This is a genomic window from Orlajensenia leifsoniae, from assembly GCF_004570845.1.
In the GTDB taxonomy this organism is placed as follows: Bacteria; Actinomycetota; Actinomycetes; order Actinomycetales; family Microbacteriaceae; genus Orlajensenia; species Orlajensenia leifsoniae.
The window spans coordinates 33,716-59,457 of the sequence record NZ_SPQZ01000001.1 but is presented as its reverse complement, the minus strand read 5'-3'; the positions used below and the strand labels follow the sequence as shown (position 1 = coordinate 59,457).

Here is a 25,742-nt window from a genome sequence, read left to right as displayed (position 1 = left end):
GGATCGAGGGAGACCAACGAGGGGAGGCGGGTCCATATGACCGAGCATGCACATACGGGAGACCGGGTCGAGCGACCCGTCGCATTCGGGCGCCAGCCGACCCCGAAGCGACGGCGCGGATCACTGTCCGCGCTGCCCGAACCCCTGCTCATCGGCGCCCCCGATGGCCGCACCCGGTTCGGTCGCGACGACCTCGTCCTCCGCAAGGGCCAGTACGCGCTCGCCACGGGCCACTTCACCCCCCGCGAGTCGATGATCGAAGACCTCATCGCCGTGCGTGACGCCCTCATCGCCGCCGGCATCGAGTTCCTCCTCGTGCGCGGCGACGGCGACCGCGCCGTCATCGCCGTCGATCGCCGCAGCCGCCGTGAGGTGTGCGCGGCCCTCGCCACGGCCTTCGCCAACGAACCGTTCTACTCGCAGACCGTCGACCACCATGGCCTCCGCGACGTCCTCGTCGCCGACGGAACCCTCTCGGCGAAGCGCAAGGCCTCGGTCTTCAGGCTCTACCGTCCCCGCGTCGAGCCGATCGGGCGGCTCCGCTACGGAGCCGAGACGGCGTTCCAGCTCGAGTTCTGGCGCTTCGGCGACGAGGAGATCGTCGCCCCGCGTCCCAACAGCCTGATGCGCGAGCGGATGCCGCGATCCGAGGCCGTCGAGGACTCTGTGGAGCTCTACGGGCGTCGCTGGCGCACCCTCGAGAACATGTTCGCCACCCACGCGAGCGACATCGACTTCGACATCGACATGGTGTTCTCGTGGGTCGACGGATCGAGCGCCGACTTCGTGCGCGAGCGCGCCAAGCGCATGCAGGCCTACGTGGTCGGCGACGGCGACGACAACGAGGCGCGCTACCGCCAGATCGACGAGCTCAAGTACGCACTGCGCAGCGTCTACATGTTCGCGCCCTGGGTGCGCCGCATCTTCATCGCGACGGACTCGCCCGCTCCCGAGTGGCTCGCGGAGCACCCCAAGGTCACGATCATGCGCAGCGAGGACTTCTTCGCCGACCCGAGCGTGCTCCCGACGCACAACTCGCATGCCGTCGAGAGCCAGCTGCACAACATCCCGGGGATCGCCGAGCACTTCCTCTACTCGAACGACGACATGTTCTTCGGGCGCCCGCTCTCACCCGAGCTGTTCTTCTCGCCCGGCGGCATCACGAAGTTCGTCGAAGCGTCCACCCGCATCGGCCTCGGCGAGAACGACCCGACGCGCAGTGGATTCGAGAACGCCGCCCGCGTCAACCGACGTCTCCTCCAGGACCGCTTCGGCAAGGTCACCACGCGGCACCTCGAACACTGCGCGGCGCCGCTCCGCAAGAGCGTCATGCGCACCATGGAGACCGAGGAGTTCCCCGAGGACTTCACCCGTACCGCGGCCAGCCGATTCCGTTCGGCCACGGACATCTCGGTCACGAACTCGCTGTACCACTACTACTCGCTCATGACCGGTCGAGCCGTCGTGCAGACGCAGGCGAAGGTCAAGTACATCGAGACCACCCTCGCGATGGCCCCAGACCAGATGTCGCGCCTGCTGAAGCGTCGCGACCAGGACATGTTCTGCCTCAACGACGGCTCGAAGCCGGAGATCTCCGTCGAGGAGCGCACGGCAGCCGTCACGGACTTCCTCGAGCGCTATTTCCCGTTCCCGGCTCCGTGGGAGAAGGTCAGACCAGAATCGGGATCGGAGTCGTCGGCGGAGCTGAACGATGTGCGCTCTGCTGCACCAGGGGCCTGACGGGCTCCGAGATGCGGATGCCGACGGACTCGAGCCTGCGCTCGGTCTCCTGAGCGTCGACGAAGTCGAGTGCAGGGAACTCGCCGAGCGGCACCACGGAGTGCAGCACCGTCGTCGGGTACACGTGGATGAGGTTGAAGGCCCGTGCACCATCACGGGGACGTGTGCCGCCGACGGGAACCGTGAGGTCCTGGGTGTAGCAGCTGGCTGAGGCGACGGACACGGGGATGCCCGCGAAGGTCGCCATCGACGAGTAGTGCAGATGTCCGGCGATGATGCTGCGCACGTCGCTGCCGGCGAGCACCTCGGCCAGGTCCATCTGGTCGCGGAGCTCCACGGAGACGGCCAGGTCGAGCACGGACGGAACAGGCGGGTGGTGCATCGCGAGGATCGTCCCGTCGGGCGCGATGGTCGAGAGCTCCGCGGCGAGCCAGTCGAGCTGGGCGCTGGAGACCTCACCGTGGTGATGGCCGGGAACACTCGTGTCGAGCGTGATGATGCGCAGGTCGCCGAGCCACGTCACGGCATCGACGGGAGCCGTCGATGGCGCCTCGTCGAGCAGTCCTGCCCGGAAGGCGGCCCTGTCGTCGTGGTTGCCCATGACCCAGACCACGCGGGAGCCGAGCCGCTCCGCCACGGGGTCGACGATCGCACGGATGCGGCTGTAGGCGTCCGGCTCGCCCTTGTCGGCGAGGTCGCCGGTGAAGACGATGGCCTCCGGGCGTCCGCCGGAGGCTTCGAGGGAGGCGAACAGGTCACGCAGGTGACGTTCGCTGTCGACAGTCCCGTACAACCTGCCGTTGCCGGCGAGCAGGTGGGTGTCGCTGATGTGGAGGATGAAATGGTCGGGCCGTGGGTGCTCGGCCGTTCTGGGGATCACAGGGAAACCAAAGCAGACAAGACTGAACGGGCGGTGAATATAACCCCGCATGTCGGATGCCGGAGCGAGAATTCCTCACGGGATCTCAGGACGCGCCCCCAGGCGACGAGGGGTGCGCCCCGAGCCGCATGCGGAACGCCGGGAGCACGCTGGAGGAATGCCAGCACTCAGCCAGTACACAGCCCAGGCCGTCTTCCGCACCGATGACGACGTCGCCGTCATCCGGGAGCTCGAGATCCGTCGCCGCCGCGCCATCGCCGCCCGTCGCGAGTCGCGGCACCTCTTCCGCGCCCGACTTCGGGTGTGGGTCCTCGTGCCGGCGCGCGTCGAGCGTCATCGCGCTCAGGAGCACGGCACTCACCTCGCTCACGGCTGAGGTTCAATAGGGGTGTGAACCCCGTTGAACTGCTCCGCTCCGACCTCTCCGCCGCCGGCTACACGGTGCCGGCCCTCGCCGGTCTCTGGGGCCCTGATGCCGCCGAGGCCCTGCACCGCGATCAGCGCGTTCCCGCCCGTCGAGCCCTCGATGCGCTCCGGGCAGGCCGCTCCGACCTCCCGGCGGTCGCCGTTCTCGCCGATCTCTTCGTGCTCGGCCGTGCCGTCACCCTCCCGGAGCTGGCCGTCGCGTTCCCCGCCCTCGGGGTGCAGGGTGCAGCCGATCTCGGCTTCGTGAGCATCGACGGCGGGCAGGCGCGCGCCGCCCTCGACCTGCGCCCGTACTCCTTCGAGGACACGGCAGGTGCCGGCTCCTGGTGGATCGCATCCGATCTCGGCGAACTCGCCACGGGAGGCGCACTCCCCGAGGACCACGTGCTCGGCGTCGGCGGAGCCTCCCTCACGCTCAGCGGCCTGATGTTCCAGGCTCCGGTCGACTCCGTGCTCGACCTCGGCACCGGATGCGGCATCCAGGCACTGCACGCCGCCCGCCACGCCCGGCGGGTCGTCGCCACCGACATCTCCGAGCGGGCTCTCGCGATCGCCGCGATGAACGCCACTCTCAACGGCTTCGAGAACATCGAGTTCCGTCTGGGGAGCCTGTTCGAGCCCGTGGCGGGGGAGCGCTTCGATCGCATCGTCTCGAATCCTCCGTTCGTCATCACTCCACGCGTCGACGGCGTCCCCTCCTACGAGTACCGCGACGGGGGCATGGTCGGCGACGCCCTCGTCGAGGCCGTGCTCACGGGCGTCGCCGAACATCTGGAGCCCGGCGGCACCGCCCAGCTGCTCGGCAACTGGGAGTACCACGACGGCGACGACGGGCTGCCGCGCGTGCGCGCGTGGCTCGACTCCGTCGGCCTCGACTACTGGATCGTGGAGCGCGAGGTGTTGAGTGCGGCGCTCTACGCGGAGACCTGGATCCGTGACGGCGGCACCACGCCCGCGACCCCGGACTTCGACAGGCTGTACGCGGCGTGGCTCGACGACTTCGCGGAGCGCGGGGTCTCGGGCGTCGGATTCGGCTACGTCGTGCTGCGGATGCCGCGGGCCGGGGCATCCGTTACCCTCACACGCACCGAGCAGCAGCACGGCCCGCTCGGCGACATCGAGCCTCGGGGCGTCGGCGCGCACCTCGAGGCCGGCCTGGCCGCGAGCGACTGGCTGGCCGGCACCGACGACGCCGCGCTGTCGGCTGCTCGGCTGACCGTGGCCGGCGACGTCACGGAGGAACGCCACTACTGGCCGGGCGATGAGAACCCGACGGCCATGGTGCTGCGGCAGGGCGGCGGGTTCGGGCGTGCCGTCACGCTCGACACGGCGCTCGCCGCACTCATCGGTGCGTGCGATGGCGAGCTGTCCGTCGGCGCCATCTGCGCCGCGCTGGCCCAGCTCCTCGAGGTCGATGAGACGGCATTGACCGCAGACCTGCTGCCGGCCGTGCGCGAGCTGGTGCGGGGCGGCATCCTCAGCCCGTCGTCGTCCAGTCGAGGTTGATGACGGTGCCGATGTAGATGTCCTCGCCGAAGTCGGGGATGTTCGGGTTCATGCGCAACAGCTGCTGCTGCGGCAGGTCGAAGCGCTGCGCGATGTCGAAGAAGCTGTCGCCGGCCACGACCGTGTAGCTCACCAACGCTCCGTTGCCGTCGGTCTCGGGGGCAGCCGAGGCCCCGTCGCGGGCGCCGAGGTCGGAGGCCGGTCCCTCGACGACTTCGGGAGCCGGGGCGTTCGGCACGGGCACGACGACCTCGAAGCTGGGCTGCGGCGCGGGGAGGTCCGCGACCGGGGTGGGAGTCGGCGTGGGGGTGGGAGTCGGTGTCACCGTCACGACCACGGTGACGGGAGGAGCGGGGGGCTCGGGAGTGCTGCAGGCCACGAGGGTCGCGATGACGGTCAGTGCGAGTGCCGTCGCGACGACGGTGCGGCTTGCGATCATGCGGTCCCCCCAGCGGAACTGATGCCCCACCCCGGTGCATCCTGCATGACTCTACCGGCTCCTCCCCAGATGTCGATGCCCCAAGCGGAGTTCACCGATTGCCCTCGTGACCTGCGGTTCACGGATGCCGCAGAGCAGGCTGGCCGCATGACTCTCAGCGCAGATGAAGCCACGCGACAGCCCATCACGACGGACGAACAGGTGCTCGAGAGGGTCGACGCCCTCATCGGGAAGGCCGTGCGGCGTCAGCTCTGGCTTCTGTTCATCGACGCCGACGATCGGCAGATCCCGCTCGTCATCCCGATGGCGGATCATCCGGCGGCGCCCTACGGCGGCCGCGCCGAGTTGCTGGCCTCCCGCATCGCCGACATCGTCGAGAAGACCGGTGCCGCCCAGATCATCGTGGTGTGGGAACGACGACTGCGGGCGACGTCCACCGAGGCCGATCGGGCATGGGCGCGAGAGCTCGCGACGGCGTGCACCGACGTCGACGTGCGCATCCGTGCCCAGCTCATCAGCCACCGCGACGGCACGCGCTGGTTCGCACCCGATGACTACCTGTAAGCGCGCTGGTTCGCGCCCGATGACCGCCTGTCAGTGGGTTAGCCTCGATCAATGCCCGACAGTCCGATCTCGGCGACGCCCTACGAGGTGCTCGGCGTCAGTCCCTCTGCGACCGACCGCGAACTGAAGCGAGCGTTCCGCACCCTGCTCCGACAGACGCATCCCGACGCCGGAGGAACCGCCGAGCGCTTCCACGCCGTGCAGATCGCCTGGGAGAAGATCGGAACCCCCGAGGCCCGCGCCGCCTATGACCGCGCGCGCCCCTTCGCGTCCGCAGACGCGCCTCCGGCCTGGTCGACTCCCCAGGAGCGTCCCCGCACCGACTCGCGTCCGACGGCCCGCTCCTTCGGCCACCCCGGCGGCTGGTCCCGCGAGTACTTCCTCGATCACATGCGCGAGTGGATCGGTCGCGGCGAGACCGTGCCCGACTTCTACGACCCGCAGCTCGTGCGCAGCGCGCCGCGCGAGATCCGGCACCTGTTGGCCAACGCGCTCGCCGAGGAGGCGACGGCACGCCAGCTCTCGACCCTCGGAATCGGGTTCACCATCTGGCATGACGTGGCGACGGATGCCGCAGGCTCGCACGTCCCGCCGAAGATCGACCACATCGTGCTCGGCCCGAGCGGACTGTTCGCGATCCAGAGCGAGGACTGGGGCGACCCCGTCAAGGTGAAGCGCGGCGAGCTCATCGGGCAGGCGCTCGGCGGCGAGCGGCCGATGCACGACCTCGCGACCAGGGCCAAGTCGATCGCACGCGGGGCGAAGGTGAAGTTCACCGGTCTCGTCATCGTCGTGCCCGACGGCGCACCCGCCCAGTCACTCGAGGTGCTCGGCCACGCCCGCGGTGCCGTGACGGCGCTCGTGGAGCAGTCGCGCCTGCCCGGCGTGCTGCGCGACGGCCTGCCCGGCGCCGCGCGCATCAACGGCACCGAGCTGTTCGAGGTGCGCACGCGACTGCAGGAGAACGTGCAGCACGTCTAGTCGAGCCCGGCTCGCCAGCTCTGGCCGATCGAGCAGGGGAGCCGGCCTGTGCAGCCTCCCGTCGGTCAGACCCCGGCGGGTACCCAGGCGCCGATGATGATCGCCATCACGACGACGGTGACGAGCTCGTGGGCGATGTTGAGGATGGTGAGCCCGCTCGGGCGCCGGTCGAAGGCGTCGTGGGTGATGAATCGAGCGGCGGTGAATCCGGCCCACAGGATTGCGGCCGTGAAGACCGTGTTCCAGAAGAAGCTGCCACCGTAGAAGTCGAACGCGATGTACGCGGCGCCGGCCAGCACCCAGGCCGTGATGAAGCTCACGAACAGCGTCACGACGATGGGACCGATGGCGTCGGCGGAATTTCCTGACGGCGTCACGCCCGACTGCTTCATCCAGTAGTTGCCGAACACCTTCGGGGTGTACCAGATCGATCCCACGATCATGCTCGAGAGCGTGGCGAGGATGACGGCCCAGTAGTTGATCTCGGGAACCATGACGGGGTCCTTTCGCGAACGCGGCGGTGCGGTGGCCGCAGTCTATTCCCCGGGGTGCAGTTCGGTCGTGATCGCCGCTCGCAGCACGGTCAGCCCCTTCGCCAGCGCCAGGTCGGACGGGGCCGCGTAGCCGAAGACGATCCCGTGGTGAACGGATGCCGCGGGGTTGGCGGCGTAGTCGCCGAGGTCGGCGACGGCGACGCCTGCGCGCGCCGCGCGAGCGCGTACGCGAGCGGCGGCATCCGTCGACCCCAACTCGACCACGGCGTGCAGGCCGCCCTCGAGGCCGCGCAGACGGGCGCCGGAGCCCGCGCCGCACACATCGCCGAGGGCTCGGAGGACCAGATCACGACGGTGGGCGTAGTCGCGTCGGACCGCGGCGATGTGGCGGCGCACCGCTCCGCCGGCGAGCAGCGCGGCCATGGCCTCCTGGGCGACCCCGGCGATGGGAGCCGTGACATCCGCACGGATGCTGCGGAGAGCGGTGTGCAGCGCTGGCCTGCGGGGCAGCACGATGTATCCGAGCCGCAACCACGGGGTGAGCACCTTCGAGAAGCTGCCGATGAGGGCGACGCTCTCGGAGCGGTCGAGGGTGGTGAGGGCCGGCAGCGTGGCGGCGCCGTGCCTGAACTCGCTGTCGTAGTCGTCCTCGATGATGAGGGCGTCGTGCATCTCGGCCCACGCGAGAGCCTCGAGGCGGGCGGAGACCGGCAGGCGTCCGCCGAGCGGGTACTGGTGGCTGGGGGTGAGCAGCACGGCGTGCGGAGCCGGATCGAGGGCTGCGAGCACGTCCACCCGCAGGCCATCGTCGTCGACGGGCACGGGCACGACGGTGCAGCCGAAGCGCTCCAGCGCTCGCCGTGAAGACGGGTAGCCCGGATCCTCCATGGCGACCGTGGGGCCGTTCGTGCCGTCCGGGCCCTGCGGATGCAGCTCGCCCAGCGCGAGCGCCAGCAGCATGACGGCTTCGCTCGTCCCGGCCGTCACGACGATGTCGGCGGCGTCGCATGCCACGCCCCGGGCCCGACGCACGTGATCGGCGATCTGCTCGCGCAGGCCCGCCGTTCCGAAATCGTCGGCCTGCCGTGACGGCACGGGTTGCGACGCGGCCTGACGCCAGGCCGAGCGCCAGGCGCGCTCGTCGAGGCGAGCCGTCGAGGGGAAGCCGGGACGCATGTCGACGTCGGGCGGGTCTCCGTCGCCGACGGGCGTCGCGCTCGGCGTCGCCGGCCTCCTGGGGGCCGGTGAGGCGTCGACGGCGGCCACCCGTGCGGCGGCGCCCTGCGACACATCGAGGTATCCCTCGCCGGTGAGCTGGTCGTAGGCGGTGACCACGACACCACGCGAGACCCCGAGCGATGCCGCGAGGGAGCGAGACGACGGCACGGTGTCGCCGGGAGCGAGGGTGCCGGAGAATACGGCCGCGCGCACGGCGCCGACGATCTGCGCCGCGAGCGGGGCGGCATCCGTTCGGTCGATGGTGATGGCGAGGTCGCTCACGGATCTCCCAAGCTGGTCTTTTCAAATCTGCGTGTACTGGACTACAGACCGTACCAGTCGGATGACGACACTGGCACCATGACGACGACAGACACCCAGCCGAACACCCGCATCCGCCGACTCTCGGAGCGGCAGGTGACCGAGCGCAGCGCCCTCGACGCCGTGCTCGACGAAGCCCTCATCGCTCACGTCGCCGCCGTGACGCCGGCCGGGCCGCTGGTCATCCCGATGGCCTTCGCGCGCGACGGCGACGGCCTGCTCCTGCACTGCTCGACCGGTGCCGGTCTCGCCCTGCGCTCCGGCGGCCCGGAGAGCAGGCTCGCGGTGAGTGTCGCGATCCTCGACGGGCTGGTCTACGCAGGCACGCTCTACGACAGCAGCATGAACTACCGCAGCGCCGTGGTGTACGGCGTCCCCGTCGTGCTCGGTGAGCAGGAGAAGGGGGCCGCGCTCGACGCGATCGCGGCCAAGCTCATGCCCGGACGATCCGGAGAGGTTCCGACGTCGACCCGGCGCGAGCTCGCGGCGACCCAGGTGCTGCGCATCCCGATCTCCGATTTCGCGATGAAGGCGCGCACGGGGGATCCCTCTGCCAGTGATGGGGCTGACCCGTCGGCCTGGATCGGCGTGCTTCCCATGACGAGGGCGTGGGGAGAGCCACTCATCGCGGCGAGCGTCGATCCTGCGACCGTCGTCCCCGAGTCCGTTTCAGTCCGCACGGCGCGAGCAGCGGGAGGAGGGGCGTGATCGGCCGGTGGGGTTCTCGGAATCCTTAGGGGAGGGCACCCCGGGTGCAAGGGGAGGCTCCCGATGCGCTCGGAGAGCCCGGTGGCGAGTGTGGAGGTGGGGGATCCGCAACACCTCCGAAAGGCACCACCATGAAACGCACCACCCACAGAAGTCTCATCACCATCGGCACCATGACCGCCGTGGCCGCGGCCATCGTGGCGGCAACCCCGCTCTCGGCCACCGCCGCCGTGCGCGACCCCAAGGCGCCGGTCATCGTCCTGGTCCGGATCGACGACAGTGCACAGGTCCGGCAGGTCACCACCGCGCAGCAGTCGCCTCGTCTGACTCGCATCGGCGACCAGCTGGTGCGCGGCGACAACCTCACCGGGGCACCATCCGCCGCCTACCTGAACAGGATCGCGGCCGTGCACCATTCGGCCGATGTGCACGAGCGTCTCGCCACCGGGCAGAAGACCGTGGCACCGACAGCCGAGCACCACTCGGCCGACGTGCACGAGCGACTCGCCACGAACGAGTCGCGCCTCCCGAAGCCGGACGCCCCGCGCTGACGGCGATCCATCGAAGCGGGTGCTTGGATGGAACCATGTCCGACACTCGTACCTCCGAATACATCGACGGCCTCGCCCGGTTCATCCAGGCGGGGCCGTCGTCGTACCACGCCGCCCGGGAGACGGCCGATCGGCTCGTCGCAGCCGGCGCGGTCGAGCTCGATGAGAGCGCCGCCTGGCCGACAGCGCCGGGAAGCTACGTCGTCGTGCGCGACGGTGCCGTCATCGCCTGGATCGTGCCCGAGGGTGCCGGCCCGCTGACGCCGTTCCGCATCCTGGGCGCCCACACCGACTCGCCCGGCTTCAAGCTCAAGCCGCATCCGACCACCGTCGTGAACGGGTGGCTGCAGGCCGGGGTCGAGGTCTACGGCGGCCCACTGCTGAACTCCTGGCTCGACCGCGAGCTCGAACTGGCCGGTCGCCTCGTGACGACGGACGGCACGGTGCACCTCGTGCGCACCGGGCCGTTCCTGCGCATCCCGCAGTTGGCGATCCACCTCGACCGCGGAGTCAACAACGACGGGCTCAAGCTCGACAAGCAGAGGCACACGCAGCCCGTGTGGGGCGTCGGCCTGGACGCTGCAGCGCAGCTGGGTACGCAGGATGCACTGCTCGAGCACCTCGCGGGGCTGGCCGGAGTGGCGGCATCCGACATCGCCGGCTACGACATCATGACCGCCGACACGGCGACCCCGGCTCGGTTCGGACTCGATGACTCCCTGTTCGCCGCGGGCCGCATGGACAACCTGACCAGCGTGTTCGCGGGACTGACGGCCCTGCTGGCCGCTGCGTCCTCGGACGCTCCCGCTGCCCGGCACATCAGCGTGCTCGCCGCCTTCGATCATGAGGAGCTGGGTTCGGAGTCGCGCTCGGGAGCAGCCGGACCGTTCCTCGCCGATGTGCTCGAGCGCATCGGTGCCGGTCTCGGAGCATCGTCGTCGGACCGCCTGCGGGCACTGGCCTCGTCCTGGTGCGTCTCGGCGGATGCCGGCCACGCCCTCCACCCGAACTACGCCGAGCGGCACGATCCCGTGAACAAGCCCGTGCCGGGCGGCGGACCGCTGCTGAAGATCAACGCGAACCAGCGTTATGCGACGGATGCCGCGGGCGCAGCCCTCTGGGCGCGGCTGTGCGCTGCCGCCGGGGTGCCGTTCCAGGAGTTCGTGTCGAACAACGCGATTCCGTGCGGGTCGACGATCGGGCCGATCACGGCGACGCGGCTCGGCATCCGGGTCGTCGACGTCGGAGCGCCGTTGCTCTCGATGCACTCGGCGCGCGAACTCGTGCACGTCGACGATGCGGCGGCGCTCGCCGCAGCCGTGACGGCTTTCTTCGCGGGGAAGTAGCAGGCCGCTTCCCTGCGCCGCGCCATTTCCCGGGGATGTGCGCCACATGATGTGGCGCAGACGCCCCAGAAATGGCGCGAGGTCACGTGGCTGACCGCGTGTTGCGGCGTGTGACGGGGTGACGTGACTCCGGCGCGACCCCTGCCTACCCTCGAAGAATCGCACCCGCCGAGACCGCGGGGGCCAGATCAGGGGAACGGAGGAACGTGATGTCGAATCTCAAGCCTGGAGTGCCGCAGATCATGACCTGCGTCTCCGAGACGTGCGGGGCCCACGCCCAGGGCCACGCGATCAGCCCCATCCGCGAGCGCGCGGCGAACGCGACCCCCAGCAAGTGGCGCGACGCCTTCGTGGCGCATGTCGACGCCGACGGCTGGATCGCCGTCGACCTGTTCGACACCGGCGAGCGCCTCTGGGCGTGGCACCACGACGACCTCACCGCCTCGGTGAGCATCGGGCAACCCGTCGCACTGCACGCCGTCTACGACGTGCTGTCCGTCGGCAGTGCTCGACTCAGCGTCCTGGTGACCGCCGCCTAGCAGCGGTGACCGCCGCCTAGCTGTCGGCCATCATCATCTGCATCGAGTCCATCATCTTCTCGCACGCCATCGCGGCCTGACGGCAGGCCTCTGCGCACACCCGGCAGTCCTCGTGCATGTCGGCGTGCTTCATGCACTCGTCGGCGCACAGGCGGCACTGCACCATGGTGGCGTCCAGCATCCGCATCATCGAATCCATCATCATGCCGCTCGGACGCAGCATCATCCGCATCATCGTGTTGCACATGTCGGCGGTGTTCATGCACATCTCCATGTGCATCGCCGTGCCCTCGCCCATCATGCAACTGGCGCACATGGTGCAGGCCTGTTCGCAGGCGGAACAGGCCTCGATACACTCGGCCATCAGCTTCATGTCCATCCCGGGCATCGAAGACTCGGCGACGTGCATCTCCATCATCTGCATGGTCATGTCCATCATCAGCGCTCTCCCCAGACTGTGGTCACCGAGCGCCGACGGGTGTTGACGCTTTCAGGCGGCATTCCACGTTCTCCTTCGCATCCTACGGACGCGCGCTGCTCCTGTCAGCGGATGGGAGCGCAAGTTCACCCGGCCGAAACACCGAAGTTTCGCGACTCAGCGCTCGATGCTGAAGCCCGTGGATGGTGCGGCGTCGGTCTTCGTGACATCGACGGCGGTGACGGATGCCTCAGGCGGGCCGACTCGAAACCAGGCGACCATCGCATCCACGGCGGCGTCATCACCGTCGACGACGGCCTCCACCGTGCCGTCGTCACGGTTGCGGATCCAGCCGGTGATGCAGAGCCGGGCGGCCTCCTCGCGGGCGAACCAGCGGAAGCCGACGCCCTGTACGCCGCCGTGCACCACGACGTGCTTCGCCGTCACGGGTGGACGACGCTGTAGGTGGTGACGAGCGCTCCGCTGGCGAGCCTCTGCACCTCGAGGAGGTCGAGGGCCTGCTCACGGGCGAAGAGGGGGATGCCGGCGCCGATGGCGACGGGCTGCACGACGAGGCGCACCTCGTCGATGAGGCCGTCCGCGAGGAGCGACTGCGCCAGTCGAGCGCCTCCGGCGACGAAGATGTCGAGGCCGGGTTCGGCCCTGAGCTCGGCGATCTCCTCTGCGGGCGGCCGGGTCGCCAGCCGCGTGCCCTCCCACTCCACCCTCTCGAGCGTCGTCGAGAACACGAGCTTCGTGAAGCCGTTGAGCACCGGCGCGAGCGGCTCGTCGGCCGTCGGCCAGTGAGCCGCCTGGTCGAGGTAGTTCACCCGGCCCATGATCATCGTGTCGAAGCCCTCCAGGAACTCGGCCTGGGCGTCGAGCAGTTCCTCGTCCGTGCGGCTCATCAGCCACGACAGATCGTCGTCGACTCCGGCGACGAAGCCGTCGAGCGACACCTGCATTCCGAGCACGATCCTGCGAGCGGTCATCCTGCATGAGTACAGCGCCGGTGGAGGAGCTGTCAAGGATGTGAACGGGGCAAGACTGGCGCGAAGTCGTGCATCGTCGGCAGGCGATGCGAGGCGCTGCAGGAGCGGCATCCGTCACCATGGACTCATGACAGACACCCTGGCCCAGACCGACCTGCCGACCTCGTCGACGGCCCTCGCCGTCGCGCACTTCCGCGCCAAGCTGGCCCTGGAGACCGATGCGAGCGACGTCTACGCCGACTTGCAGAATGGCGCTGACTTCGTGCTGATCGACACCCGCAGCCAGCTCGCCTGGGACCAGGGTCACGCGGCCGGCGCCGTGCACCTGCCCACGGCGCGCATCACCGAGGAGGTGCCGGCTCGCTACCCGGCCGGCACGCGCTTCGTCGTCTACTGCTGGAGCCCGGGCTGCAACGGCGGCGACAAGGCGGCACTCGCCCTCGCCCTGCTCGGCTACGAGGCGAAGCTCATGAACGGCGGCTTCGAGTACTGGGCGCGCGAGGGCTACCCCGTCGAGACGGCGATCGGCACCGTGCGCCGCGACGTCGACGAGCTCGTGGGGCCGCGGTCGACCGGGCTCACGACCTCCGTCGCCGGGATCTCCTGCGACTGCTGAGCGGCCCCTAGGCTTCCTGCGAGTCGACCGCAAGGCCTCGACGCGCCGCCTCGCGCCGTGCCTAGACTGACCCATGACAGTCACCCTGCGCGGACTCAGCACCGCCGTTCCCCAGACAGTGCTCATCCAGGAGCAGGTGCGCGACGTCTTCGCGGCCCAGCCCGGACTCTCGAGGCTGGCTCAGCGCATCGTGCCGACCTCCTTCAACGTGTCGGGGATCGAGACCCGGCACACCGTGATCGAGGAACTCACCTTCGACGACTACGACGGCGAGCGCCAGTTCTTCGATCCCGCCAGCGGCGAGCTGCTGATGCCGGGCACCAAGGCGCGCAACGAGGTCTACATCCGCGAGGCCACGAAGCTGTACGTCGAGGCGGGGCGACTGGCGCTCGATGCGCTCGACGACGTGGCGGCATCCGACGTCACCCACGTGATCACGGTGAGCTGCACGGGCTTCTACGCTCCGGGGCCCGACTACATGCTGGTGCGCGAGCTCGGACTCGACCTCTCCGTGCAGCGCTTCCACCTCGGCTTCATGGGCTGCTACGCCACCATGCCCGCGCTGCGCCTGGCCAAGCAGCTCGTGGAGGCCGACGCGGGCGCGGTGGTGCTGGTCGTCACGGCCGAGCTCTGCACCCTGCACCTGCGCTCCTCGAACGATCCGGACACGATCGTGGCATCGTCGCTGTTCGCCGACGGGGCCGGGGCGGGCATCGTCAGCAGCCGGATGCCGGCGGCCGGCGAGACCGCGCTCGGACTCGACCGCTTCGAGACCGTCATCACGCCCGTTGGCGAGGCCGACATGGCGTGGAAGATCGGCGACAACGGCTTCGAGATGATCCTCTCGACGTACGTGCCGCACATCATCGACGAGCACATCGAGAGTGCGATCGCTCCGCTGCTGGCGCCCGAGCCCGACCTCGTCTCCGACCCCGCCACCTCGGTGGCGCACTGGGCCATCCACCCCGGCGGACGCAGCATCCTCGACAAGGTCGAGGCGAAGCTGGCCCTGAGCGAGGCGCAGCTGGTTCCGGCGCGCGAGACCCTGCGCGATTTCGGCAACATGTCGAGCGCGACGATCGCCTTCGTGCTGCTCAACATCCTGGAGAGCGGTGCCGCGCACGGCGATCGGGTGCTCGGGATGGCCTTCGGCCCCGGCCTCACCGTGGAGACCGGCCTGTTCACCGTGCTCGAGGGCTAGTCGGTGTCGCTCGACCTGCGGAAGCGGGAGACCGGGCTCGCCGAGCTCATGGATGCGCCGGACTGCGATCCACGCCTGCTCCAGAACACCTACGAGCAGTTCGCGACGGTCAACGCCGTCTTCTCGGGGTGGCGCGGGATCTACCGGCGCAGCATCCGTCCTCGGCTGTCGACGACGCTCGTCACGAGCGTGCTCGACATCGGCTCGGGCGGAGGGGACCTCGCCCGGGCGATCGCTCACTGGGCGGCTCGCGACGGTCTGCGCGTGCGGGTGACGGGCATCGATCCCGATGCCCGAGCCGATGCCTTCGCCAACGCCCTGCCGCCCATCCGAGGCGTGACCTTCCGGCGGGCGTTCAGCTCGGACCTGGTAGCGGCCGGCGAGAGCTTCGACTTGGTGGTGTCGAATCACATGCTCCACCACCTCACCGGTGCGCAGCTCGGGGGGCTCCTGCACGACAGCGAACGGCTCGCTCCGCGGTCGCTGCATGCCGACATCACCCGGTCGTTCGTGGCATATGCCGGATTCGGCATGCTGACGGCGCCCTTCTTCCGCGACTCCTACATCCGCCCCGACGGCATGACGTCGGTGCGGCGATCCTTCACCCCGCGCGAGCTCGACGCCGTGGTTCCCGCCGGGTGGCGAGCGGTGCCGCGCAGCCCGTTCGGCTACGTGCTCGAGTACGGCACGAAGACGATCGCGCGAGGCGGGACGGGCGCACCGGATGCCTGACGTCGTCCTGGTCGGCGGCGGCCCCGTCGGACTCCTGCTGGCCATCCTGCTGGCGCAGCGCCACGTCGACGTCGCGGTGCTCGAGGCGCGCACGGAGGGCTCGGCGCACTCGCGGGCCATCGGCATCCACCCTCCGGCGGTGCGCGTGCTCGAGGCAGCAGGCATCGCTGCGGAGGCGATCGGGCGCGGAGTTCCGATCACCCACGGCGAGGTGCTCTGCGACGGCCGGGTGCTCGGCAGCCTCGACTTCGCCGAGGCCGGTGCCGCCTACCCGTTCGTGCTCTCGCTGCCGCAGCGCGAGACCGAGGCGCTGTTGCGCGACAGGCTGAAGGAGCTGGCTCCGGATGCCGTCAGGCGAGGTGCACGGGTGATGGGGGTGCGCCAGCACGGCGCCGGCGCCGACGTCCTCCTCGAGGACGGGAGCAGCGTCAGCGCGTCGTTCGTCGTCGGGGCCGACGGAACGCGCAGCGCCGTCCGGGCGGCATCCGGGATCGGATGGAGCCCTCGCGGCGACCGCGTGGACTACGTCATGGCCGATTTCCCCGACGACACCGGCCACCCGGAGCGCGCGCTGCTCTTCTTCGAGCGTGGGGGCGTCGTGGAGTCGTTCCCGCTGCCGCAGGGTGAGCGGCGCTGGGTGGCGATGACGGACCGCGAGTGGACGGGAGTCACGAGCGCCGAGCTCGCCGAGTTGATCGCCGAACGCACGGGCATGCGGTCTGAGCCCGGCACCGGCGTCGTCAGCACCTTCTCGGTGCGCCAGCACCTGGCCTCGCGCATGGTCTCGGGTCGAGTGGTGCTGGTCGGGGACGCGGCCCACGAGATCAGCCCGATCGGCGGGCAGGGGATGAACCTGGGCTGGCTCGACGCGCAGATGCTCGCGCCGGCCATCGAGGCCGCACTGCAGGGAGACCACTCCGGTCTCGACCACTACGACCGGTCGCGGCGTCACTCGGCCGCGATCGCCTCGCGTCAGGCGGCGTTCAACATGGGAATGGGCAAGCCCGTGGCAGGCGTGCGGCTGCGCGCCCGGAATGCGCTGGTGCGCTCGCTCGCGGTACCCCCGACGAGGGCGCTGGTGGCGCGGGCGTTCACGATGCGGTGGTTGTGAGTCCCTCCGCGCTCGTGTGGTCTCGATACGGCTGCTCGCTCCGCTCGCGGCCTACTCGACCAGCGGTGGTCACGTGGTCGCGCTCGTCGTGACCAGCGGTGCTTCGGCGTCGGCCGCCCACTCGCCGAGCGACCCGTCGTAGACCGCGACGTCGGTGCGTCCCTCGAGGGTGAGCGCGAGCGCGCCGAGGGTCGCTGCGATGCCGGCACCGCAGTACAGGATGATGGACTCCGCCGAGCCCGTCGCCGGTGCCAGGCGTTCGGCGAGGGCGTCTCCGCGCAGCAGCGTGCGGTCCTCGCGCTGCACCAGGCGGCCAGACGGAACGTTGACGCTGCCCGGAATGTGCCCGAGCCGCGACCGTGAGCCGGTCTCGCCCGCGAAGTCGCCGGGCGGAAGGGAGCAGACCAGGGTGGCGGCGCGGTCGCCGGCGATGACGGCCTCGACATCGGTCTTGTCGGCCCAGAACCCAGGCAGCGCCGTCGCCGCGAAAGCGGCATCCGGAGTCACGGAACCGGCGGGGACGTGCCCGAACTCGAGGGGGCGCTCGGCGGCGCGCCACGCGGTCAGGCCGCCGTCGAGCACCGAGACGTTCTCGAAGCCGAAGGAGCGGAACAACCACCACAGGCGGGAGGCCCACTGGCCGATCGAGGTGTCGTAGACGACCACGGTGGAATCCCTGCCGATTCCGAGCCCGGCCACGGCAGCGTCGAACTGCTCCGCACTCGGGCGGGTGAAGGCGAAGCGACCCGCGGGGTCGGAGAACTCCTCGAGCACCTCGGCGAACAGCGCCCCCGGCACGTGACCCTCGACGAGGTACTGGTCGTAACCGCTCAGCCACGTTCGACCCCCGGCCGGTGAGGCCACGTCGAGCACCGTCGCGTCGAGCACGACGAGGCCCTCGGCGCCGAGGTGGTCGGCGAGCCACTGGGCGGAGGTCAGGTGGGTGAGTGCTGGCATGCCGCCACGCTAACCCCGGCGCCCCGCGCTCCACGATCGATGGCGCAATGCTGCGTCACACGTGCCGATACGCTGGGCGCATGACCGAACCGAGCCAGCAGCCGACCACGCCTCCGGGCTGGTTCCGCCTCTGGTCGGCCGTGGGCATCGCCGGGGCCGTCGTCGCCCTCATCGGCATGATCGCGCTACTGATCCCTGCTCCCACGGCATCGTTCGGCTGGGTCGCCTACCAGCCACTGGCGGAGACGGTCTTCCTGCCGTCGCCGCTGCCCACGCCGACGGCGATCTGGGGTGCCCTCGCCATCACTGTGGGCCTCATCGTGGTGGCCTTCAGCGCCGGCTTCCTGGTCGGGCGACGCACGGGGAGCGCCGGCTCAGAGTGAGGCGGCCACCTCGCGCAGCATGTGCAGCGAGGTGCCGGCCATCTGCGGGAACGTGTCGCGGTAGTACGCGAGAGCGATCGACGCCTGCGCCACAGCCCAGCCGCGGCCTCGCCGCCAGGTGTCATCGTCGACGTCGAGGCGTGCGCGCAGACGGGCTCGGGCCCGGGGCTGCAGGATGCTCCACGCCGCCAGCAGGTCGCAGGCGGGGTCGCCCACCCCGGCGCAGGCGACATCGAGCACGCCGACGAGCCTGTCGTCCTCGACGAGGAGGTTGCCGCTGAGGAGGTCGCCGTGGGTCCAGACCGGCGCACCGGTCCACGGCGCCGCGGCGAGGGAGTCGTCCCAGAGGCCGAGCAGGCCGGGAGCATCGACGAGGTCGGCGATGGCGTCGATGCTGGTGTGCACCGAGGCGTCGAGTGCGTGGAACGTGCCGCTGCGATAGCCGGGAGGCGCGTCGGCGGTGTCGATGCGGCGCAACGCCGCGAGGAGGGAGACGAGGTCGTCAGTGAGAGCCGTGTCGGCGTCGGCTCCCGCGGCCCCGGGGACCGGAGTGGTGCCGGGCAACCAGTCGAGTACCAACCAGGGGCACGGGTACTCCGCTGCCGGCGCCCCCGTCGCCAGCACCCGGGGGATTCGCACGGGCAGCGCCGGTCCGAGGACCGGCAGCCAGCGCTGCTCGAAGAGGATGTCGCCCGCCGCGCGTTCCACGAACGGCAGGCGCACCACCATCTCGTCGCCGAGCCGGAACATGGCGTTGACGGTTCCGGTGGCCAGCGGCGACACCGGCAGCGTCGCCCAGGCCGGGAACTGCTCAGCGAGGAGGCGGCGTACGAGGCCGGCGTCGACCGGGAGTTCGTCGGAGTGCATCCGTCGGCTTATCGCACCGGGCTCAGCATCGATGCGTCAGCACTCGATGACGTTGACAGCGAGACCGCCGCGGCTCGTCTCCTTGTACTTGGTCTTCATGTCGAGGCCGGTCTGGCGCATGGTCTCGATCACGGTGTCGAGAGACACGATGTGACTGCCGTCGCCGTGCAGGGAGAGGCGGGCTGCCGAGACGGCCGTCGACGATGCGATGGCGTTGCGCTCGATGCACGGCACCTGCACGAGTCCGCCGACGGGGTCGCAGGTGAGGCCGAGGTGATGCTCGATGGCGATCTCGGCTGCGTTCTCGATCTGCTGGGGGGTTCCGCCGAGCACGGCGCAGAGGGCTCCGGATGCCATGGCGCAGGCCGAGCCGACCTCGGCCTGGCAGCCGCCCTCGGCTCCCGAGATCGAGGCGTTCGCCTTGACGAGGGACCCGATCACGGCCGCCGTCAGCAGGAAGTCGCGGATGCCCTCCTGCGAGGCATCCGGCGTGAACCGCAGGTAGTAGTGGGCGACGGCGGGGATGATGCCCGCGGCCCCGTTCGTCGGAGCTGTGACGACCCGTCCGCCCGAGGCGTTCTCCTCGTTCACGGCGAGGGCGAAGGCGTGCAGCCACTCCGTCGTCGTGTCGCGGCGAGCCGATTCACCGCTCTGCTCGTAGGCCTCGAGCCGAGCGCGCACCGCCGACGCCCGGCGCTTGACGCCGAGGCCGCCGGGCAGCATGCCGTCGGCCTCGAGGCCGGCGAGCACGCACTGCAGCATCGACGCCCAGATGAGGTCGAGGCCGGCATCGAGAGCCTCGGCGCCGTGCATGGCCTCCTCGTTGGCTCGGGCGATCTGCGCGATGCTCAGGCCCGTCTGGTCGCAGAGAGCCAGGAGCATCGCCGAGGAGGAGAACGGATACGGCTGGGGGACGGTTCCGGCGACCACGGGCGCAGCCTGCTCGCCCTCGCGGCGGATGAACCCGCCACCGACGGAGTAGTAGGTCTCCTCGGCAACCGGGAGGACGTCTCCCGTTCCCCAGGCCTGCAGGGTCATGGCGTTCGGGTGGGCGGGCAGCCTGGTGAACGGGGCGAAGGAGATGTCGTCGCGCGCGATGTCGATCTCGTGGGTCCCGTTGACGGCGATGCGGGTGTCGCGCCAGCTGCCGCGCACGGCGTCGGGATCGCAGGTCTCGGGGCGGAGGCCGGCGAGACCCGCGACGATAGCGTCGGGCGTGCCGTGGCCGATGCCCGTGGCCCCCAGCGAACCGTAGAGCGTGCAGGTGATGCGGGTGACCCGATCGAGAGCACCCGAGGCGGCGAGGGAGTCGGCGAAGTGCAGTGCGGCCCGCATCGGGCCCACAGTGTGGGAACTTGAAGGGCCGATCCCGATCGAGAAGAGGTCGAGGGCCGAGACGTACGCTGTCACGTCTCCAACCTACGCCGTGCCGCGGATGCCGCAGACCCCGTGCGCGAGTGAGCAGCTGTGAGCGGGTGTAAGCCGAGCGTGAGCGCCGTGTAAGCGGCCGGCCGCACCATCGAGACATGACATACACATCACTCACCAGTGACTGGGCCGTCGAGGCCGACGGGCTGGTCAAGACCTTCGGCTCCAACCGCGCCGTCGACGGAGTGGACCTCCGCGTCAAGACGGGCACCGTCTACGGCGTGCTCGGCCCCAACGGCGCCGGCAAGACCACCACGATCAGCATGCTCGCGACCCTGCTCCGTCCCGACGGCGGCAGCGCCCGCATCTTCGGCCACGACGTGCAGCGCGAGTCCCAGGTCGTGCGCCAGCTCATCGGCGTCACCGGGCAGTACGCCTCCGTCGACGAGACCCTCTCGGCCACCGAGAACCTCTACCTCTTCTCCCGCCTGCACGGCCTCAGTGGCGCCGACTCGCGCCGCAAGTCCGTCGAGCTGCTCGAGGAGTTCGGACTGACGGATGCCGCCAAGCGACCGCTCAAGAACTTCTCCGGAGGCATGCGCCGTCGCCTCGACCTGGCCGCCAGCCTCATCTCGCAGCCGCCGCTCATCTTCCTCGACGAGCCGACCACGGGCCTCGACCCGCGTACCCGCATGCAGATGTGGGAGACCATCCGTCGCCTGGTGTCGTCGGGCTCGACCGTGCTGCTCACCACGCAGTACCTCGACGAGGCCGACCAGCTCGCCGACCGCATCGCGGTCATCGACCGCGGCCGCGTCGTGGCCGAGGGCACCGCCAACGAGCTGAAGGCTTCCGTGGGGGAGTCCAGCCTCGAACTGCGCCTCGCCAACGCGGCAGACCTCGACGACGTGCGCGTCGCGATCGAACGCGTGCTCGGAGTGGCGGCATCCGTCTCGCCGGAGGCGGGCCGAATCACCGCCCCCATGAACAACCCCGATCTCGTCACCGAACTGCTCGTGACGCTCCGCGACGAGGGCATCCACCTCGCCGAGATGAGCGTGCAGAAGCCGACCCTCGACGAGGTCTTCCTCACCCTCACCGGGCACGGCGTCGAATCAGACGATGCCGCGACCGGCGCATCCGCCGAGCTCGAAGGGAGCCGCGCATGACCACCACGCTTTCCCCGAAGGCGACCACAGCGTCGCCGATCACCCCGGGGGTGCAGCGCACCCTCAAGAACCGCGTCTCGGTCCCCGAGACCATCTCGCACACCCTCACGATGGCCTACCGCGGGCTGCTCAAGATCAGGCGCACGCCCGAGCAGCTGTTCGACGTGACCCTGCAGCCGATCATCTTCACCGTGATGTTCGTCTACATCTTCGGCGGCGCCATCTCGGGCGACATCCCGAGCTACCTGCCCATCATCATCCCCGGCATCCTCGTGCAGACCGTGATCACGGGTTCCATCGTCACCGGCGTGCAGTTGCGGGAGGACATGGACAAGGGCGTATTCGACAGGTTCCGCTCCCTGCCGATCGCGCGCATAGCCCCGCTGTCCGGCGCACTCCTGGCCGACACCCTGCGTTACGCGATCGCCACCACGATCACCCTCGGCATGGGATTCCTCATGGGATTCCGGCCCGAGGGCGGATTCGGCGGCGTCCTCGTCGCTGCGCTGCTCGTGATCGCCTGCTCCTGGGGCCTCAGCTGGATCTTCGCCTTCTTCGGCGTGATCGCCCGCACGGCCTCGAGCGTGCAGGGCATCTCGATGCTCGTGCTGTTCCCGCTCACCTTCCTGTCCGGCGCCTTCGCTCCGACCGACACCATGCCGGACTGGCTGCAGACCGTGGTCGCCTACAACCCCGTCACCCACCTGGTGGACGCGACGCGCGAGTTGATGAACACCGGCGTCTTCGGCGCCGATGCCTGGCTCACCCTGCTCGGTGCCGCCGTCATCGTCGCGATCTTCGCACCCCTCACGGTGAAGGCCTACATGCGGAAGGCGTAGGCCGCCTCCGTCAGCTGAGTCGCCCGTCTTCGTCGCCACGTCGCCCTCCTGGGACCGTCGTGGCGACGAAGACGGGCGATTCGGCGTATCCGGGCCGGGGGCGGGAGGCTAGGTGACGGGCCGCGCGATGACCTCGTAGGCGCGCTCGGCCCGCTCGTCGAGAGTGAGGGCGGCAGCGGCATCCTGGGCCGCGTTCACCCTGTCGACACCGAACGTCTCGCGCGCGGCTGCGAGGTGCGGCGCCAGCTGCAGCGCCGGCAGGTCCTGGCGAGCGTGCATGGCCTCGGCCAGGGCGAACAGTTCGAGGCCCCTGTCGGCGAGATCGGGCCGCGTCATCGCCCAGGCCGACCATCCCAGCAGCGACGCCGCCAGAACGGGCTTGTCGATGTAATCGGGCCTGGCGCGGTGCAGAGCCAGGATGCGGGCGCGGAGCCGTGCCGCCCAGCGCGCGATGTCACCGGCGTCCTGATCACCGTCGACGACGGCCGAGGAGACCCGCGCCGAGAGCGTCATGTAGAACCACGGGGAGGCCCGGGAGGCGGGCGTCGCGAACGACGCGATCGCGCGCAGGTAGCGCTCGGCGGCATCCGCCTGCCTGCTCTCCATGCGGGCGAGCTCGGCATGGCCGAACTCGCCGACCGAGACCATCTCCAGCCCGTCGTCGATGGTGAGGTCATTGGTGACCATGTCGTCGAAGAGGGTGCGGGCCTCGTCGAGCCTGCCGAGGGTGAGCAGGCTGCCACCGAGGATCCAATTGATCTGCTGGAGGTCCTGCACCACCCCCAGCTGCTCCATCCCGGCGCGCGCTCGGTCGACCCACACCAGTACCTCTTCGGCGTGAGCGGACTGGCTGGCCAACTGCGCGAGCGACATGGCCGCCATCGAACCGATCCAGGTGTCTCCCGAGTCCAGCGACAGGTCGTAGGCGCGGCGTGCGGCCACACGGGCGGCCTCGGGGTCGCCGTCATTCTCGGCGAGCTGCGCAGAGATGATGCTTCCGATCAGGGCGGAGGGAACATCGTCGGATGCCGCCATCTCGGCGAGCAGGGCGGATGCCCGGTGCATGTCGGGGAACGCCTGAAGGAAGCGGGCGGTCGCGGCGAGCCAGGGTGCGATCTCCATCCCGCTGCGCACGAGCCCGCGCAGTCGCGACAGCGCTCGGAATCCCTGGCGATTGCCGATCACGAGGTTCGTGCCGGTGAGCATGATGAAGGCGAAGGCTGCGGCGTCGGCATGCTCGGCATCCGGAACGTATCCGGTCGTGGCATCGAGCACGGGCTTGCTGAAGGAGAACACCTCCGTGTGCGCACCACGCACGCTCCAGTAGTAGCCGAGGAGGGCGAAGACACTCACGACCAGGCGGGCGTCGCGCAGGGCGATGCCCTCTCGGAGTACCGCGACGAGGTTGTCCTGCTCGATCGACACGTCGTGGAACATGGCCACCTGCCGAGACCCCATCGCGTTGCTCATGGCGCGCATGCTGAATGCCTCGGCCCAACCGAAGACGGCATCGCGGGCGGATGCCTCGTCGTCGGCCTCGATGAGGGCGACCTGACCGAACTCCCGCACGGTCTCGAGCATGCGGAAGCGCGGTTCCCCGGAGGAAGGGTCGTCGGTGACCGCGAGCAGCGACTGGGTCACGAGCGCGTCGAGGAGGTCTACCGCATCGCCGCCCGTCACCCACTGGGCGGCCTCGAGGCCGAACCCGTCGACGAAGAGCGACAGCCGGCGGAGGGCGCGCTGCTCCTCGGGTCGCAGCAGGGTCCAGCTCCACTCGATCACGGCCTGCAGGGTGCGATGGCGCTCGGGAGCCGATCTGTCGCCGCTGGTGAGCAGGGCGAAGCGGTTCTCCAGGCGCGCCTCGATCTGCTCCACCGACATCGAACGCACCCGGGCGGCAGCGAGCTCGATCGCGAGTGGCAGGCCGTCGAGGCGGGTGCAGAGACGGGCCACAGCGTCCACGGGCAGGGCGACGGACGGTCGGGCGGCGCGGGCACGCTCGGTGAAGAGGCGCACGGCGGGACCGGGCTCGCCCGCGGCATCCGTCGCCGGCAGGGATTCGAGGGCGTAGACCTGCTCGGCGCCGATCAGCAGCGGACTGCGACTCGTGGCGAGCACCCGCAGCCGGGGCAGGGAGGCCAGGAGATCGGCCACCCAGAGCGCGGCGCCCTCGATCACCTGCTCGCAATTGTCGACGATGAGCAGGGTCGGACGCTCGCCGAGCTGGGTGACTATGCGCTCACGCAGGTCGGGTCGCGCCGTCGTGTCGACGAGTTTCTGGCCGGGGGAGACCTCGCGGATGCCGAGCGTCGAGGCGAGCGCGAGGGTGACGTCGGCATCGGTCCTGACGCTGGCGAGTTCGACGAACACGACTCCGGGCGAGGCGGAGCGGGCTCCGAGCTCCTGGGCGAGGCGGGTCTTGCCGAGCCCGCCGGCACCGAGCACGGTCACCAGACGGGAGTGCTCGAGCAGGCTCTGCACCGCCTCGATGTCGGAGCTCCGTCCGAGCAGCTCGTTGGGCGCGGCCCGCAGGCCGATGCGCACCCGGCTCTCCCGGGAACGTGTCGGGGCCGTCTCGTCCTGGAGCAGGCTGGCGTTCAGCGCCACCAGTTCGGGCGAGGGGGAGGTTCCGAATTCGTCGCGCAGCAGGCCGCGGAACGAGGCGAAGGCGGCGATGGCCTCCTGCCGTCTGCCCGCCCCGGCCAGAGCGCGGAGGTGGGTGAGTCGCAGGTTCTCGCTGAACGGATGCGCCTCGATGAGGTTCTCGAGGTCGGCGATCGCGAGCTCCGGATCGCCGCCGTCGACGAGGCAGCGGGCACGGATCTCGAGCAGGCCGCTGCGCGCGGCGGCGGCCCCGCCGATCAGTTGCTCGCGCACCGGGGAGTCCGGCAGGTCGAGCCCGGGCTCACCGCGCCACAGGGCGAGAGCGCGGTCGAGGTGTGCGATCGCCGAGCTCGGGTCGTCGTCGGCCACGAGGGTCGCCTCGCGTCCGAGCAGACGCGCCTGGCCGGCATCGGTCTGCTCGTCGTGGACGGCGAGCGCGTAGCCGCGGACGGTCGAGACCACCAGCCCCTCGGCGGCCACGGCGCGCAGTCGCGAGACGAGGGTCTGCAGCGCCGCCCTCGCGTTGCGCGGCGGCTCGTCGCCCCAGAGCTCCTCGGTGATGGTCTCGACGCTCACGGCGCTGCCGGCCGGGCGCCCGGGATCACCCACCAGGACGGCCACGAGAGCCTTCGCCAGGGCGCCGGGAGGCTCGGTCATGCCGCCGTCGCGACCCTCGATGAGCACGGGTCCGAGAACCGCGACCCGCGGTTTCTCAGCGAGGGCTTTCAGCACCCTGCCGAGCTTACTTGTCAGGGTGCGCCGCCGAGCGCAA

At 70.2% G+C, this 25,742-nt stretch carries 27 protein-coding genes; 16 read left to right on the top strand and 11 right to left on the bottom strand.

Going from position 1 to position 25,742, the window contains the following annotated elements; translation table 11 throughout:
* The first annotated feature begins 36 nt into the window (after positions 1-36).
* Positions 37-1,740 (top strand): stealth family protein, encoded by a 1,704-nt coding sequence (locus E4M00_RS00310; protein ID WP_135118588.1) that lies wholly within the window; start codon positions 37-39, stop codon positions 1,738-1,740.
* On the opposite strand, the gene E4M00_RS00305 is transcribed toward E4M00_RS00310, so the two are convergent.
* The gene (locus E4M00_RS00305) at positions 1,670-2,620 is read right to left on the bottom strand and encodes a phosphodiesterase (protein WP_240036737.1); all 951 of its coding nucleotides are present in this window, start codon (positions 2,618-2,620) and stop codon (positions 1,670-1,672) included. The two genes, E4M00_RS00310 and E4M00_RS00305, sit on opposite strands and share 71 nt — an antisense overlap.
* 157 nt (positions 2,621-2,777) lie before the next feature.
* On the opposite strand from E4M00_RS00305, the gene E4M00_RS00300 reads away from it, so the two are divergent.
* Positions 2,778-2,996, top strand: a complete 219-nt coding sequence (locus tag E4M00_RS00300; RefSeq protein WP_135118586.1) for a hypothetical protein — start codon at positions 2,778-2,780, stop codon at positions 2,994-2,996.
* 14 nt (positions 2,997-3,010) lie between these two features.
* The gene (locus E4M00_RS00295; protein ID WP_240036735.1) at positions 3,011-4,552 is read left to right on the top strand and encodes a DUF7059 domain-containing protein; all 1,542 of its coding nucleotides are present in this window, start codon (positions 3,011-3,013) and stop codon (positions 4,550-4,552) included.
* Here the strand turns inward: E4M00_RS00295 and E4M00_RS00290 are convergent.
* The gene (locus E4M00_RS00290; RefSeq protein ID WP_135118585.1) at positions 4,524-4,991 is read right to left on the bottom strand and encodes a LysM peptidoglycan-binding domain-containing protein; all 468 of its coding nucleotides are present in this window, start codon (positions 4,989-4,991) and stop codon (positions 4,524-4,526) included. The genes E4M00_RS00295 and E4M00_RS00290 overlap by 29 nt on opposite strands.
* 147 nt (positions 4,992-5,138) lie before the next feature.
* Between E4M00_RS00290 and E4M00_RS00285 the strand changes: the two genes are divergently transcribed.
* Both E4M00_RS00285 and E4M00_RS00280 read left to right on the top strand, forming a co-directional pair.
* Positions 5,139-5,555, top strand: coding sequence for a hypothetical protein (locus E4M00_RS00285; protein ID WP_135118584.1), 417 nt, complete (start codon positions 5,139-5,141; stop codon positions 5,553-5,555).
* Positions 5,556-5,606: 51 nt separating this feature from the next.
* Complete coding sequence (locus E4M00_RS00280; protein ID WP_135118583.1) at positions 5,607-6,536, top strand: J domain-containing protein; 930 nt, start codon at positions 5,607-5,609, stop codon at positions 6,534-6,536.
* A gap of 65 nt (positions 6,537-6,601) precedes the next feature.
* On the opposite strand, the gene E4M00_RS00275 is transcribed toward E4M00_RS00280, so the two are convergent.
* Together E4M00_RS00275 and pdxR are read right to left on the bottom strand one after the other, a co-directional pair.
* Positions 6,602-7,030: a DUF1761 domain-containing protein gene (locus E4M00_RS00275; protein ID WP_135118582.1), complete on the bottom strand. Its 429-nt coding sequence runs from the start codon at positions 7,028-7,030 to the stop codon at positions 6,602-6,604.
* A 42-nt stretch (positions 7,031-7,072) separates the two neighbouring features.
* Positions 7,073-8,530 (bottom strand): MocR-like pyridoxine biosynthesis transcription factor PdxR, encoded by a 1,458-nt coding sequence (gene pdxR / locus E4M00_RS00270; protein ID WP_135118581.1) that lies wholly within the window; start codon positions 8,528-8,530, stop codon positions 7,073-7,075.
* Positions 8,531-8,608: 78 nt separating this feature from the next.
* Here pdxR and E4M00_RS00265 point away from each other — a divergent pair, with 78 nt between their 5' ends.
* From E4M00_RS00265 to E4M00_RS00250, 4 genes are all read left to right on the top strand, one after another.
* Positions 8,609-9,277 carry a pyridoxamine 5'-phosphate oxidase family protein gene (locus tag E4M00_RS00265; protein WP_135118580.1) on the top strand — a complete coding sequence of 223 codons (669 nt, stop codon included), beginning with the start codon at positions 8,609-8,611 and terminating at the stop codon, positions 9,275-9,277.
* 131 nt (positions 9,278-9,408) lie between these two features.
* The gene (locus E4M00_RS00260) at positions 9,409-9,828 is read left to right on the top strand and encodes a hypothetical protein (protein ID WP_135118579.1); all 420 of its coding nucleotides are present in this window, start codon (positions 9,409-9,411) and stop codon (positions 9,826-9,828) included.
* Positions 9,829-9,863: 35 nt separating this feature from the next.
* Entirely contained in the window at positions 9,864-11,174 is a 1,311-nt protein-coding gene (locus E4M00_RS00255; RefSeq protein WP_135118578.1) for a M18 family aminopeptidase, read from the top strand.
* Positions 11,175-11,383: 209 nt separating this feature from the next.
* Positions 11,384-11,713 (top strand): hypothetical protein, encoded by a 330-nt coding sequence (locus E4M00_RS00250; RefSeq protein ID WP_135118577.1) that lies wholly within the window; start codon positions 11,384-11,386, stop codon positions 11,711-11,713.
* Positions 11,714-11,729: 16 nt separating this feature from the next.
* Here E4M00_RS00250 and E4M00_RS00245 read toward each other — a convergent pair whose 3' ends face one another.
* The 3 genes from E4M00_RS00245 to E4M00_RS00235 all read right to left on the bottom strand — a co-directional run bounded on the left by E4M00_RS00245 (position 11,730) and on the right by E4M00_RS00235 (position 13,123).
* Entirely contained in the window at positions 11,730-12,152 is a 423-nt protein-coding gene (locus E4M00_RS00245; protein WP_240036733.1) for a four-helix bundle copper-binding protein, read from the bottom strand.
* 156 nt (positions 12,153-12,308) lie between these two features.
* Complete coding sequence (locus E4M00_RS00240) at positions 12,309-12,578, bottom strand: acylphosphatase (RefSeq protein WP_135118576.1); 270 nt, start codon at positions 12,576-12,578, stop codon at positions 12,309-12,311.
* Entirely contained in the window at positions 12,575-13,123 is a 549-nt protein-coding gene (locus tag E4M00_RS00235) for a dihydrofolate reductase family protein (RefSeq protein WP_167756773.1), read from the bottom strand. The genes E4M00_RS00240 and E4M00_RS00235 overlap by 4 nt, the downstream gene beginning before the upstream one ends.
* A gap of 127 nt (positions 13,124-13,250) precedes the next feature.
* Between E4M00_RS00235 and E4M00_RS00230 the strand changes: the two genes are divergently transcribed.
* From E4M00_RS00230 to E4M00_RS00215, 4 genes are all read left to right on the top strand, one after another.
* Entirely contained in the window at positions 13,251-13,739 is a 489-nt protein-coding gene (locus tag E4M00_RS00230) for a rhodanese-like domain-containing protein (RefSeq protein WP_135118574.1), read from the top strand.
* Between the two features lie 73 nt (positions 13,740-13,812).
* Positions 13,813-14,940 carry a type III polyketide synthase gene (locus E4M00_RS00225; RefSeq protein WP_135118573.1) on the top strand — a complete coding sequence of 376 codons (1,128 nt, stop codon included), beginning with the start codon at positions 13,813-13,815 and terminating at the stop codon, positions 14,938-14,940.
* 3 nt (positions 14,941-14,943) lie between these two features.
* Complete coding sequence (locus E4M00_RS00220) at positions 14,944-15,672, top strand: class I SAM-dependent methyltransferase (RefSeq protein ID WP_240036731.1); 729 nt, start codon at positions 14,944-14,946, stop codon at positions 15,670-15,672.
* Complete coding sequence (locus tag E4M00_RS00215; RefSeq protein ID WP_135118572.1) at positions 15,665-16,783, top strand: FAD-dependent oxidoreductase; 1,119 nt, start codon at positions 15,665-15,667, stop codon at positions 16,781-16,783. The genes E4M00_RS00220 and E4M00_RS00215 overlap by 8 nt, the downstream gene beginning before the upstream one ends.
* A gap of 69 nt (positions 16,784-16,852) precedes the next feature.
* On the opposite strand, the gene E4M00_RS00210 is transcribed toward E4M00_RS00215, so the two are convergent.
* Positions 16,853-17,740, bottom strand: a complete 888-nt coding sequence (locus E4M00_RS00210) for a sulfurtransferase (RefSeq protein ID WP_135118571.1) — start codon at positions 17,738-17,740, stop codon at positions 16,853-16,855.
* Positions 17,741-17,820: 80 nt separating this feature from the next.
* Here E4M00_RS00210 and E4M00_RS00205 point away from each other — a divergent pair, with 80 nt between their 5' ends.
* Positions 17,821-18,123, top strand: coding sequence for a hypothetical protein (locus E4M00_RS00205; protein ID WP_135118570.1), 303 nt, complete (start codon positions 17,821-17,823; stop codon positions 18,121-18,123).
* Here E4M00_RS00205 and E4M00_RS00200 read toward each other — a convergent pair.
* Positions 18,115-18,990, bottom strand: a complete 876-nt coding sequence (locus E4M00_RS00200) for an aminoglycoside phosphotransferase family protein (RefSeq protein ID WP_135118569.1) — start codon at positions 18,988-18,990, stop codon at positions 18,115-18,117. The genes E4M00_RS00205 and E4M00_RS00200 overlap by 9 nt on opposite strands.
* Positions 18,991-19,026: 36 nt before the next feature.
* Complete coding sequence (locus E4M00_RS00195; RefSeq protein WP_135118568.1) at positions 19,027-20,400, bottom strand: L-serine ammonia-lyase; 1,374 nt, start codon at positions 20,398-20,400, stop codon at positions 19,027-19,029.
* Between the two features lie 116 nt (positions 20,401-20,516).
* On the opposite strand from E4M00_RS00195, the gene E4M00_RS00190 reads away from it, so the two are divergent.
* Positions 20,517-21,527, top strand: coding sequence for an ATP-binding cassette domain-containing protein (locus E4M00_RS00190; RefSeq protein WP_135118567.1), 1,011 nt, complete (start codon positions 20,517-20,519; stop codon positions 21,525-21,527).
* Positions 21,524-22,366, top strand: coding sequence for an ABC transporter permease (locus tag E4M00_RS00185; protein WP_135118566.1), 843 nt, complete (start codon positions 21,524-21,526; stop codon positions 22,364-22,366). The genes E4M00_RS00190 and E4M00_RS00185 overlap by 4 nt, the downstream gene beginning before the upstream one ends.
* Positions 22,367-22,474: 108 nt before the next feature.
* On the opposite strand, the gene E4M00_RS00180 is transcribed toward E4M00_RS00185, so the two are convergent.
* On the bottom strand, positions 22,475-25,702 hold the full coding sequence (locus E4M00_RS00180) for an AfsR/SARP family transcriptional regulator (protein WP_135118565.1): 3,228 nt from the start codon (positions 25,700-25,702) through the stop codon (positions 22,475-22,477).
* Between the last annotated feature and the right edge of the window lie 40 nt (positions 25,703-25,742).

Coding starts and splice junctions, on each gene's coding strand:
- E4M00_RS00310 (WP_135118588.1), top strand. CDS start 37: ATGACCGAGCATGCACATACGGGAGACCGGGTCGAGCGACCCGTCGCA.
- E4M00_RS00300 (WP_135118586.1), top strand. CDS start 2,778: ATGCCAGCACTCAGCCAGTACACAGCCCAGGCCGTCTTCCGCACCGAT.
- E4M00_RS00290 (WP_135118585.1), bottom strand. CDS start 4,991: ATGATCGCAAGCCGCACCGTCGTCGCGACGGCACTCGCACTGACCGTC.
- E4M00_RS00285 (WP_135118584.1), top strand. CDS start 5,139: ATGACTCTCAGCGCAGATGAAGCCACGCGACAGCCCATCACGACGGAC.
- E4M00_RS00280 (WP_135118583.1), top strand. CDS start 5,607: ATGCCCGACAGTCCGATCTCGGCGACGCCCTACGAGGTGCTCGGCGTC.
- E4M00_RS00275 (WP_135118582.1), bottom strand. CDS start 7,030: ATGGTTCCCGAGATCAACTACTGGGCCGTCATCCTCGCCACGCTCTCG.
- E4M00_RS00265 (WP_135118580.1), top strand. CDS start 8,609: ATGACGACGACAGACACCCAGCCGAACACCCGCATCCGCCGACTCTCG.
- E4M00_RS00260 (WP_135118579.1), top strand. CDS start 9,409: ATGAAACGCACCACCCACAGAAGTCTCATCACCATCGGCACCATGACC.
- E4M00_RS00255 (WP_135118578.1), top strand. CDS start 9,864: ATGTCCGACACTCGTACCTCCGAATACATCGACGGCCTCGCCCGGTTC.
- E4M00_RS00250 (WP_135118577.1), top strand. CDS start 11,384: ATGTCGAATCTCAAGCCTGGAGTGCCGCAGATCATGACCTGCGTCTCC.
- E4M00_RS00245 (WP_240036733.1), bottom strand. CDS start 12,152: ATGATGGACATGACCATGCAGATGATGGAGATGCACGTCGCCGAGTCT.
- E4M00_RS00235 (WP_167756773.1), bottom strand. CDS start 13,123: ATGACCGCTCGCAGGATCGTGCTCGGAATGCAGGTGTCGCTCGACGGC.
- E4M00_RS00230 (WP_135118574.1), top strand. CDS start 13,251: ATGACAGACACCCTGGCCCAGACCGACCTGCCGACCTCGTCGACGGCC.
- E4M00_RS00225 (WP_135118573.1), top strand. CDS start 13,813: ATGACAGTCACCCTGCGCGGACTCAGCACCGCCGTTCCCCAGACAGTG.
- E4M00_RS00215 (WP_135118572.1), top strand. CDS start 15,665: ATGCCTGACGTCGTCCTGGTCGGCGGCGGCCCCGTCGGACTCCTGCTG.
- E4M00_RS00210 (WP_135118571.1), bottom strand. CDS start 17,740: ATGCCAGCACTCACCCACCTGACCTCCGCCCAGTGGCTCGCCGACCAC.
- E4M00_RS00205 (WP_135118570.1), top strand. CDS start 17,821: ATGACCGAACCGAGCCAGCAGCCGACCACGCCTCCGGGCTGGTTCCGC.
- E4M00_RS00200 (WP_135118569.1), bottom strand. CDS start 18,990: ATGCACTCCGACGAACTCCCGGTCGACGCCGGCCTCGTACGCCGCCTC.
- E4M00_RS00190 (WP_135118567.1), top strand. CDS start 20,517: ATGACATACACATCACTCACCAGTGACTGGGCCGTCGAGGCCGACGGG.
- E4M00_RS00185 (WP_135118566.1), top strand. CDS start 21,524: ATGACCACCACGCTTTCCCCGAAGGCGACCACAGCGTCGCCGATCACC.